The following is an 11,323-nucleotide window of genomic DNA, read 5'->3' as shown; positions in this document are numbered from 1 at the left end:
TCAGTTGAATAAAATAAAAAACAGCAATGAGATAATCTCATTGCTGTGATATACGTAAACAAAAACGTGTCACATCGTGAGATAGCTCTCCAAGATAACATCTTGACAATCTTACGTCTCTTAAACATAAGACCAGCAAAAAAAGGTATGAGCACTTTTTTCACTTCGGCGAACTTTCCTTTCTGCAATAATCATAGGGTCTCATTCCCCTCCCATTGCATACTGATAAAGCTCGCACCTCTATCATCACTTCAACGTATTGAAGTGTAATATTATATTAGTTAGGATTATATCAGAGTATTTTCAAAATAGCAACGACTATTCCTTTAATTTGTCAAAGATGGCTTCTGCAGTCAGTCGCGGAATATTCGCTTGTTGAATTTCCTCAATACTTGCTTCCTTCATTTTCTTAATTGAACCAAAGTGCTTGAGTAAGGCTTTCTTCCGTTTTTCGCCAACCCCAGGAATATCATCAAGGACTGATTGAAAAGCACTTTTTCCTCGCACTTGGCGATGGAATGTAATCGCAAAACGGTGTACTTCATCCTGAATCCGTTGTAGAAGGTAAAACTCCTGACTATTTCTTGGCAATTCCACAATTTGGGGTGGGTCTCCAATCAAAAGCTCTGAAGTCCTGTGCTTATCATCCTTCGCAAGTCCTGCTAACGGGATGTCTAAACCTAATTCATTTTCTAAAATATCTCTAACAGCTGCGAGATGACCTTTTCCTCCATCAATGATAATTAAGTCGGGTAATGGAAGGTTTTCTTTAAGAGCACGACTATAACGTCTCCGAGTGACCTCCCTCATTGATTCGTAATCATCAGGACCTTTTACCGATTTTATTTTATATTTTCTATATTCTTTTTTATCAGGTTTTCCATCCGTGAAAACGATCATAGCTGAAACAGGATCTGTTCCTTGGATATTGGAATTATCAAACGCCTCGATTCGATGGGGAGTGTATATTCCCAATCGTTGTCCCAAATTTTCAACAGCCTTAAAGGTTCGCTCTTCATCACGTTCAATTAGAGCAAATTTCTCCGTTAATGCGATTTTGGCATTTTTCCTTGCTAAGTCCACTAGTTGTTTTTTCTTTCCGCGACTAGGCTGTTGCACCTTTACTTCAAGTAATTGCTCCGCAATCTCATGGTCAATCGTACTAGGTAGTAGAACTTCCTTAGGTTTAAAATGGTTTTCTTTCAAATAAAATTGTCCCAAGAAGGTAAGGAAGTCTTGTTCTGGCTCATTGTAAAACGGGAATAACGAAACATCCCGCTCTATTAATTTACCTTGACGGATAAAAAAGACTTGAACACACATCCACCCTTTATCATAAGAATAACCAAATACATCACGGTCAATAAAATCATTCATCGTCATCTTCTGTTTTTCCATCGTTGTTTCAATGCTAGTGATTTGATCACGGTATTCTTTCGCTCTCTCAAAATCAAGTTCTTCAGAAGCCTTTAACATTCTTTCAGTTAACTCAGCCTTGATTTCCTTATACCCACCATTTAGAAAACGGGTGATGTCGTCAACCATTTTTTTATTTGTTTCATCAGAAACTTCGTTAACACAAGGAGCCAGACACTGTCCGATATGATAATACAAACAAACCTTATCTGGCAGAGTGGAACATTTTCGTAATGGATAAATCCGGTCTAACAGCTTTTTTGTTTCATTTGCTGCTTGGACGTTTGGGTATGGCCCAAAGTACTTTCCTTTATCCTTCTTTACTTTACGTGTAATTAAAAGACGAGGATGTTTTTCACCCGTAATTTTAATAAAAGGATACGTCTTGTCATCTTTTAACATGATATTATATTTCGGATCATGCTTTTTAATTAGGTTAATTTCAAGTAGCAATGCTTCAATATTTGAAGATGTTACGATATATTCAAAGTCTTCAATCTCATTCACGAGTCTCAATGTTTTACCATCATGTGACCCAGTAAAATATGACCGAACACGATTCTTTAGCACTTTTGCTTTTCCCACATAAATAATGGTCCCCTGCCTGTCTTTCATTAAATAACAACCAGGCTGGTCCGGTAATATCGCTAATTTTTCTTTAAGATGATCGTGCATATTTACCACTCCATCTCCCATAAAATCTAATGAACCTTCGTGTATGACGTCTAGTATAGTCGTACCTTATATTGTAACATTTTTATGGAGAAGTTGTATGTGAAAAAAAAGGCAATAAAAAAACAGCCGCGGGCGGCTGCTTTTTTTGTGATTAATAATGGTTAGCAAGTTTTCCAGCTAATGCTTCTTTTGGTTGGTAGCCAACTACTTTATCAACTACTTCACCGTCTTTGAATACTAGTAAAGTTGGAATGCTCATAACGCCAAACTTAGCTGCAGTTTCTTGGTTATCGTCTACATCAAGCTTAACAATTTTTACTTTGTCGCCGATTTCAGTATCAAGTTCTTCTAATACTGGAGCAATCATCTTACAAGGTCCACACCAAGGTGCCCAAAAGTCTGCTAGTACTAATCCTTCTTTTGTTTCTGTGTCAAAATTTTGGTCAGTAACGTTTGTTATAGCCATTTTAACCCCTCCTATAAATAACAACTTTGAAATTCTACCAAGAGTATACCATCTGGATATTCATTTTACGAATGATTTGCTTCATAAAAAGTGACCGTTCAAAAAGTCACGAATTAGAAGCGAGAATATCAAGGGACAAATGAAAGTTTTGACATTTAGTCAGACATATTCATTTTCCCCCATATTTCAGGCAGTTATGTATGAATCTAAAAAAGGATACTATGTAGTCCCAACAATGGTGTGTTCATAAAACAAAAAAAGACGCCCAAAGGACGTCTTTTTGCGTCTTGCGGCGAGAGACAGCACTCCACATAGTGCCTTGCCAAAAGGCGTGTCAATCTCGACTTATGCAATTCAGCTCATCGCTTGATTAGTATAACATGTTTTTATGAAATGTAAAATGGAATAATTTTTCAACTTTTTTTATGCATTTACTTTTAATTTCTTAAATTCTTCTGTTAGCATTGGAACAACTTCGAATAGGTCGCCAACGATACCGTAATCTGCAACCTTGAAGATATTTGCTTCTGGGTCTTTGTTAATCGCTACAATTACTTTCGAGTTTGACATTCCTGCTAAATGCTGAATGGCTCCTGAGATTCCGCAAGCGATATAAAGGTCTGGCGTTACCACCTTACCAGTTTGACCAATTTGAAGGGAGTAGTCACAGTAATCCGCATCACATGCACCACGTGAAGCACCGATAGCTCCTCCAAGAACAGTGGCTAATTCTTTTAATGGTTCGAAGCCTTCTGCACTTTTTACTCCACGTCCACCTGCAATTACGACTTTCGCTTCAGACAAATCAACACCTTCCGTTGCCTTACGAACAACTTCCTTCACAATGGTACGTAAATCTTTAATTTCAACAGATAGAGAAGAGACTTCTCCAGAACGTGATTCGTCTTTTTTTAGTGGTGTAATATTGTTTGGACGAACACTTGCAATCATTAATCCTTCTGTCACAATTTTCTTTTCAAATGCTTTACCGGAATAAATCGGACGGGTAAAGACAATGTTTCCGCCTGCACTTTCAATTGCAGTTACATCTGAAATTAAACCAGAATTAAGTTTGCTGGCAATTTTGGGTGATAAGTCTTTACCTAGTGCCGTGTGTCCAAATATTAAACCTTCAGGTGATTCTGCACCAATAACAGCTAGTAATGCTTGTGAATAACCGTCCGGGGTATAAGAACCTAATTTCGCATCTTCTACAGTTATTACTCTGTCTGCACCATATTGGATCAATTCATTTGCACAAGAGCTAACAGAATCTCCAACTAAAACTGCTACTACCTCTCCGCCTTCTGCAACTGTTTTACCAGCTGCAATCGCTTCAAAAGATACGTTACGTAACGCACCATCACGAGTTTCTCCTAGAACTAATACTTTTCTTGACATTATGCGTAACCCCCTAGATTAGTTGAGTAAAAATATTGAAATCGGATACAAAAACAATGACATATGAATGAATCGGTTAAACGACCTTTGCTTCATTGTGTAGAAGTGACACTAATTCTTTTACCTGATCCTCTAATTCACCTTCTAGCACTCTACCAGCTTCTTTCTTAGGTGGAAGATAGATTTCAATTGTTTTTGTTTTAGCTTCTACATCATCTTCATCAAGATCTAAATCATCTAACTCAAGCTCATCCAGTGGTTTTTTCTTCGCTTTCATAATTCCAGGTAAAGATGGGTAGCGAGGTTCATTTAAACCTTGCTGACATGTAACAAGTAAAGGTAAGGATGTTTCGATAACTTCAGAATCACCTTCAACGTCTCTTACTACTGTCACTTTTGATCCATCTACCTCAAGCTTTGTAATGGTCGTGACATAAGGAATATCCAGTAGCTCTGCAACACGTGGCCCAACCTGACCTGAACCCCCATCGATTGCAACGTTCCCACCTAAAATGATGTCAGCATCCTTATCTTTTAAATACTCCGCTAAGATTTTTGCGGTTGTATATTGATCTCCATCCTCAAGATCATCTTCCGTATTAATCATTACTGCTTTATCAGCACCCATAGCTAAAGCTGTACGTAATTCTTTATCGGCCTCATCAGTGGTAGCCACTGTTACAACCGTTACTTCTCCACCGTTAGCATCACGAAGCTGAATCGCTTCTTCTACCGCATATTCGTCATAAGGGTTAATAATAAATTCAGCACCATCTTCACTGATTTGTCCATTGTTTACAACGATTTTTTCTTCTGTATCAAACGTTCTTTTTAAAATAACAAAGATGTTCATGTGGTTCCCTCCTAAGGTTTTGGGCTTTATGATATAAAACTATAAATCTAGTAATTCGTTTAAAAACCTTTTTCTATTATTTCCCTTTAAACGTCGGCTGACGTTTTTCAATGAAGGCTGTTATTCCCTCTTGTCCATCCTCAGAGACGAACATTTCACCGAATAATACGGCTTCACGATTAACTGTTGCTTCATATTGTTCATTCTTCATTAAGTTTAATAATTCAATTGAGGCTTTTATCGAGATAGGGCTTTTTTGAGCAATTTTCTTTGCAATTGCCATCGTTTCCTCATGTAGTTTTTCTTCTGAGAAAGCCTGATTTGCTAAACCGCATTGGACGGCTTCTACACCACTTATCGAGTCACTTGTCCATAGCATTTGGGCTGCTTTAGCAACTCCTACATAGCGAGGTAAGCGCGCCGTACCCGCAAACCCAGGGATAAGTCCTAGCTGTAACTCTGGTAATCCTAGCTTCGCCTTTTCACTTACAAGACGGAAGTGACATGCCATTGCTAGCTCTAGGCCACCACCTAAGGCTGCCCCATGGATACTTGCAATAATCGGTTTTGGGAATCGCTCCATTCTTTCAAATAAGGTTTGGCCTTTTCTCGCAAGGTTTGAAAATTCTTCACCAGTTTTGATTGTCGTAAACTCTTTTATATCAGCCCCAGCAGAGAAGAATCGCCCTTCCCCATGGATAACCAAAACTCGAACATCGTCATTAGACTCAATATCATCCAGTAAACTTGTAAGCTCTTTCAAAACAGCGGTCGATAATGCATTTGCTGGAGGTCGATTAAAACTAATAGTGGCGATGTACTCATCTATTTTCACTTTAAAAAACTCCATCTGCATCCCTCCTAATTATGTATATTTATGTAACACACCTCTAATAAATTACTAGAGGTGTGTCTTCCCACAACCATTTACTAATAAGGTATGAACTTCTTTTGCCAAGGCGGATAAATCATATTTTTGTTCGTTCATCACCCAAGTGGTTGCTGTTTCATCGATCGAACCGAATATCATTTGTCTTGCCAAACGGACATCAAGGTTTGGATTAAACTCCCCGTTCTCCTTTCCAAATTGGATAATGGATTCAATCATTCGCAAATATCCTTTTAAGACTTCATTTATTCGGTGACGTAGTTCCTTATTTGATTGTCTTAATTCAAGCTGCGTTACAATGGCAAGATGATGATCGGCAGATAAAAGCTGAAAATGCTTTTCTACTAATGTTAATAACTTCTCCGCCGCGGTCGATTTTCCTGCTATTTCAGATTCAATTTTTTCAATAAATTCTCCCATTTTTTCGTGGAATAACGAAACAAGAATATCTTCCTTGTTTTTAAAATAAAGATAAATAGTACCATCTGCTACGCCTGCTTGTTTCGCAATTCTCGAGACTTGGGATTGGTGATATCCATTCTCCGCTATAACAACTACCGCTGCGTCAATGATTTGTTTGTATTTTGGTTTTGTTTTTTTCAAAATCTTACTTCCTTTCAGAAAAATGAATGAATAGTCATTCATAATTCTATAATAAAGCACAATGAAACAGCTGTCAAGACTATCCCTGACATGTTTCTTACTTGCTCTTTTTATTATAAAGAAAAAGAGCCATAGGCTCACATCATGGCTCATCGCTTACCTTATGTTTAAGCATAGATGACTTTAGAGCTGATCGATCCTAGTTCTTAATTAATTTTTGTTAGTTTTTCCTTCTCTTCTTCCACTAATACTCGTCGCAGAACTTTTCCTACGATTGTTTTAGGTAATTCTTTTCTAAATTCATACACCCTTGGAACTTTATATGCAGCTAAATGTTTGCGGCAATGTCTATCCAGTTCTTCTTCCGTACATTGCTGACCTTCTTTTAAAACAACGTAAGCCTTTACCGTTTCACCACGATAAGGATCAGGAATTCCGGCAACAACCGCCTCTTGTACCTTTTCGTGCTCAAAAAGGACTTCCTCAACCTCTCTTGGGTAAATATTAAATCCACCCGCGATAATCATATCCTTTTTACGATCTACCACATAAAAATATCCGTCCTCATCCATATACCCCAAATCACCCGTTAATAACCAGCCATCTCGGAATGTGCGTTGAGTCTCCTCTGGTTTATTCCAATATCCTTTCATGACCTGAGGTCCTTTTACTGCAATTTCTCCGATTTCCCCAAATCCGACAGGCTCACCCGTTTCCATTGATAGCACAACTGCATCTGTATCTGGCCATGGTAATCCAATACTACCATTTACACGACGTCCCCAAAGCAAATTCGCGTGTGTAACAGGTGACGCTTCCGATAAACCATAACCTTCAACAAGTTTTCCACCTGTCACTTTTTCAAATTGCTCCTGTACTTCAAGTGGGAGTGCTGCCGAACCACTAATACATGAATCAATCGAAGATAAATCATACTTTTGAAGGTTGGGATGATTCAATAACCCAATGTACATAGTTGGTGCCCCTGGAAATAAAGTAGGCTTTTGCTTATGAATCGTTTTTAATGTAGCATCCACATCGAACTTTGGCATTAAGATCATCTTTGAAGCCATCATGATCGAAAGATTTAATACTGTCGTCATCCCGTATACATGGAAAAATGGAAGAATGCCTAATACAGACTCTTCACCTTTTTTACATTTATACAACCATTTCGAACACATTATTGTATTTGCTACTAAATTTCGATGCGTTAACATTACTCCCTTTGGAAAACCGGTTGTTCCTCCAGTATATTGCAACAAGGCTAGGTCTTCTTCGGGGTCAATTTCAAGTTCGATTGCCTTTGCTTCTGAATTCTTAATAATTTCCCTTAACAAGTGGTTTGTACCCTCGTGTTCAACTTTTACAACAAGACCATATTGTTTCTTTTGAATGAAAGGATATATCAAATTTTTGGGGAAAGGTAGATAATCCTTAATTTCTGTTATAATGATATGCTCAAGTTGTGTTAGCGCTTTCACTTTTGAGACGCGTGGAAAAAGGATATCCAAAGTAATGATTGCTTTCGAGCCTGAGTCCTTTAGATGATATTCAAGTTCTCTTTCTGTGTACAAAGGGTTGGTCTGGACTACAATTGCACCGGAAAATAAAACACCGTAATAGGCAATAACACCCTGTGGACAGTTTGGCAACATGATAGCGATACGGTCCCCTTTTTTGATGCCTTGCTCCACTAAATAGTTTGCAAGCTTCAAAGATTCTTCGTACACCTGCGAAAAAGTTAATTCTTTACCTTGGAAATGAACTGCAACTTTTTGAGGATATTCGTTTGCTGTCCGTTTCAAATACGTTTGTATCGGTATGCTCTCGTATTCAAGTTCATGTGGAATTTCCTCTGGGTAATTAGCTAACCACGGCCTTTCTAACTCCATCTTATAACCCCCTTATAAAAATTGTTTTGGGAATACGAAGTCGTATTCAGAAGTCGGTTTGAATTTTCAAACCATTTATAGCCATTATAGTATATTGAATATTCCGTGACAATTACATTCAGGAATGTTGTTGTAAGTTTACTACGAATTTACGACAAAAGAATAGGGCTGATGGTTCCCCAGATCAGCCCCTTACATTATAAAACCAAATACAATATTCCGACGATAACAAAGATTCCACTTACAACTAACAAAATTTTCGCAAGCTTTTCCATATTTAAAAACCACCATTTCCAATCCCTGCGCCGATTACATAAGAGAGTCCAACCGAAATTATCATGGATATGAATCCTACTGCGCGATTATCTTGTTGTAATTCAACATCGATGTTGAACTTTGGAGTTAAAAATTCAAAAATAAAGTAGCCGACAAGAAGGAGAAAGAATCCAAATACACCCCAACCAATCATGACGAATAAGGAGTCATGATTTTGGATGGAATATCGAAATATATTTGCGATTCCAAAGATTTTCCCTCCTGTTGCCATTGCGACTGAAAGGTTACCATTTTGGATTTCTTCCCAATTTTTATATTTGGTAACCAATTCAAATATGGCCATAAACAGAACCATACACAGTATAACGACACTGTAATTAGCCGCTGTTAACACATATTCATTATCCCAAAATTGATCCATCATCTTCTCTCCCTATTAGAGATTACACAGCATTTCAAGTTATTTTAATTCTACAACGGTAACCCCTGTTCCACCTTCTCCGGCTTCCCCAAATCTTGTTGATTTTACGGAACGGTGATTTTTTAAGTATTCTTGAACCCCTTGCCTTAATGCACCTGTACCTTTTCCATGGATGATAGAAACACGTGGATATCCCGCTAGCAATGCATCATCGATATATTTTTCCACTCTTACTAATGCATCTTCATAACGCTCACCACGTAAGTCAAGCTCGAGGCTTACATGGTAATCTTTCCCCCTTACTGTTGCCAATGGCTTTGTTTCCACTGGTTTCGGGCTACTCACGTATTCGAGATCTTTTTCTTTTACTTTCATCTTTAAAATCCCGATTTGGACCTGCCAATCATTACTTCCTGCCTTTTCAAGTAAATGTCCCTTTTGATTTAGGCTAATCACTTTTACTTCGTCACCAGGAACAAGCTTTCTTTTCGTTTTCGTTATGACAGATTGTTTGCCCGTTTTTTCAGTAAGCTTTGGCACAGCGTTTTCTAAGCGTTTTTTTGCATCAATTAGTTGATGTTCTTTTACAAGTGACTGTTGCTCAAGTTTCATTTTTCGCAATTCACGAATGACTTCTTCTGCTTCTGCTTTTGCATGTTCAATTGTTTCGGCTGCTTTTTGCTCCGCTTTTTCATATAGCTTATCCCGCTGTTCGTTGAATTCGATGATTTGCTCTTGTAGCTGCTTATGAAGCTTTTGAGCTTGTCTGCGGATATCCTCTGCTTCATCAAGTTCTTGCTCCGCGTCCTTTTTACTTTTTTCCAAGGAGGCAATCATATTTTCAACCGTATTCGTTTCAGAGCTAATATGACTTTTGGCAGCATAGATGATTGAGTCTGAAAGTCCAAGACGTTTCGAAATTTCAAATGCATTACTTCGACCTGGAACTCCAATTAATAGCTTATAGGTCGGGCTCAATGTTTCAATGTCAAATTCGACACTTGCATTAATAACTCCTTCTCGGTTGTATCCATATGCCTTAAGCTCTGGGTAATGGGTTGTTGCGATTACCCTAGCACCACGATTATAGACTTCATCCAGAATGGAGATAGCAAGTGCGGCACCTTCCTGCGGATCGGTTCCTGCACCTAATTCATCAAATAAGACTAAACTCTTTTCATCAACATGTTTTAAAATATCAACAATATTTACCATATGTGATGAAAACGTGCTTAAGCTTTGTTCAATCGATTGTTCGTCCCCGATATCTGCATATACTGATTCAAACACAGCTATCTCAGACTCTTCCTGCGCAGGAATTTGCAGACCTGATTGCGCCATTATCGTTAATAACCCTATAGTTTTTAACGTAACGGTTTTACCACCTGTATTTGGACCCGTGATAACGATTGTCGTATAATCCTTACCTATCTCAATATCATTTGGAACAACTTCTTGTGGGTCTATTAATGGGTGACGGCCTTTTTTGATTAACGCATAACCATTTCCATTAATAATCGGTTTCGAACCTTTTACTCTTATACTGTAGCTTGCTTTTGTGAACATAAAGTCGAGCTCTCCAAGTGTCTCTACATTTTGATAGAGTGATTCTCCTTCAGCTGCTACTTCATTTGATAATTCGAGTAAAATACGATCGATTTCTTGTTTTTCTTTCATCCTGGCCTCTTGCAATACATTATTAAGCTCGACCACTGATTGTGGTTCAATGAACAATGTTGCACCTGATGAAGATTGGTCATGTACGATACCACCATATGTTCCGCGGTATTCTTGTTTTACTGGGATCACATAACGATCATTACGAATCGTAATAATCGCATCCGAGAGTGTTTTTTGAGCGGATGATGAACGAATTATATGCTCAAGCTTTTCCCTAATTCTCGCTTCACTACTGCGGAGCTGCACACGGATTCCACGTAATTTGTCACTCGCACCATCTAGTACAACTCCATTATCATCAATACAGTTTTTTATTTTTTGTTCAAGTTCAAATAATGGAGTAATGCTTGTGATCAGTTCCCCTAGTATTGGTAGAAGAATATCATCCTCAATCATGCCTTCAATAAATTTCTTCATTTGCCGGCCAGCATAAATAGTGCCTGCAATATCTAATAGCTCCATCGTGTTTAGAGCTCCACCAATGCTAGCACGTTTAATAGAAGCTCTGATATCTGTTAAACCACCTAGTGGAACATTCCCTTTTAATCGCAATACCTTAGCAGCTTCATCTGTTTGTTCCTGTAGAAAAATAACCTCTTCTACATCTGTAGATGGTGTCATTTTATCTACTTTTTCTCTTCCCAATGAAGAGGAGACATGTTGCTTGAGCTGCTCCTTTACTTTATCAAACTCTAGTACTTTTAAAACTCGTGGTTGCATGCTGTAACTCCCTTCTTGCACCAACTGC

9 protein-coding genes and 1 riboswitch are annotated in these 11,323 nt (G+C 38.2%); all 9 genes read right to left on the bottom strand.

Annotation, left to right across the window (positions count from 1 at the left end; genetic code table 11):
* Positions 1–74 precede the first annotated feature (74 nt).
* Positions 75–251, bottom strand: a riboswitch (Lysine riboswitch).
* A 67-nt stretch (positions 252–318) separates the two neighbouring features.
* The 9 genes from uvrC to V7138_RS04510 all read right to left on the bottom strand — a co-directional run bounded on the left by uvrC (position 319) and on the right by V7138_RS04510 (position 11,295).
* Positions 319–2,091, bottom strand: coding sequence for an excinuclease ABC subunit UvrC (gene uvrC / locus V7138_RS04550; protein ID WP_335394567.1), 1,773 nt, complete (start codon positions 2,089–2,091; stop codon positions 319–321).
* Positions 2,092–2,242: 151 nt separating this feature from the next.
* Positions 2,243–2,557 carry a thioredoxin gene (trxA, locus tag V7138_RS04545; RefSeq protein ID WP_335394566.1) on the bottom strand — a complete coding sequence of 105 codons (315 nt, stop codon included), beginning with the start codon at positions 2,555–2,557 and terminating at the stop codon, positions 2,243–2,245.
* Between the two features lie 423 nt (positions 2,558–2,980).
* On the bottom strand, positions 2,981–3,958 hold the full coding sequence (locus V7138_RS04540; protein WP_335394565.1) for an electron transfer flavoprotein subunit alpha/FixB family protein: 978 nt from the start codon (positions 3,956–3,958) through the stop codon (positions 2,981–2,983).
* A 76-nt stretch (positions 3,959–4,034) separates the two neighbouring features.
* The gene (locus V7138_RS04535) at positions 4,035–4,811 is read right to left on the bottom strand and encodes an electron transfer flavoprotein subunit beta/FixA family protein (RefSeq protein ID WP_335394564.1); all 777 of its coding nucleotides are present in this window, start codon (positions 4,809–4,811) and stop codon (positions 4,035–4,037) included.
* A 76-nt stretch (positions 4,812–4,887) separates the two neighbouring features.
* Positions 4,888–5,661, bottom strand: a complete 774-nt coding sequence (locus V7138_RS04530; RefSeq protein ID WP_335394563.1) for an enoyl-CoA hydratase — start codon at positions 5,659–5,661, stop codon at positions 4,888–4,890.
* A 51-nt stretch (positions 5,662–5,712) separates the two neighbouring features.
* A complete protein-coding gene (locus V7138_RS04525; protein WP_335394562.1) occupies positions 5,713–6,303 on the bottom strand; it encodes a TetR/AcrR family transcriptional regulator in 591 nt (196 codons plus the stop codon).
* 206 nt (positions 6,304–6,509) lie between these two features.
* Positions 6,510–8,198 carry a long-chain-fatty-acid--CoA ligase gene (locus V7138_RS04520; RefSeq protein ID WP_335394561.1) on the bottom strand — a complete coding sequence of 563 codons (1,689 nt, stop codon included), beginning with the start codon at positions 8,196–8,198 and terminating at the stop codon, positions 6,510–6,512.
* A gap of 277 nt (positions 8,199–8,475) precedes the next feature.
* Complete coding sequence (locus V7138_RS04515) at positions 8,476–8,895, bottom strand: DUF350 domain-containing protein (RefSeq protein WP_335394560.1); 420 nt, start codon at positions 8,893–8,895, stop codon at positions 8,476–8,478.
* A gap of 39 nt (positions 8,896–8,934) precedes the next feature.
* Positions 8,935–11,295: an endonuclease MutS2 gene (locus V7138_RS04510; RefSeq protein ID WP_335394559.1), complete on the bottom strand. Its 2,361-nt coding sequence runs from the start codon at positions 11,293–11,295 to the stop codon at positions 8,935–8,937.
* Positions 11,296–11,323: the final 28 nt, after the last annotated feature.

Origin of the sequence: Bacillus sp. JJ1533 (assembly GCF_036965045.1) — a bacterium.
Lineage (GTDB): Bacteria > Bacillota > Bacilli > Bacillales > Bacillaceae_L > Ferdinandcohnia.
This window is presented reverse-complemented; position numbering and strand designations above follow the sequence as displayed.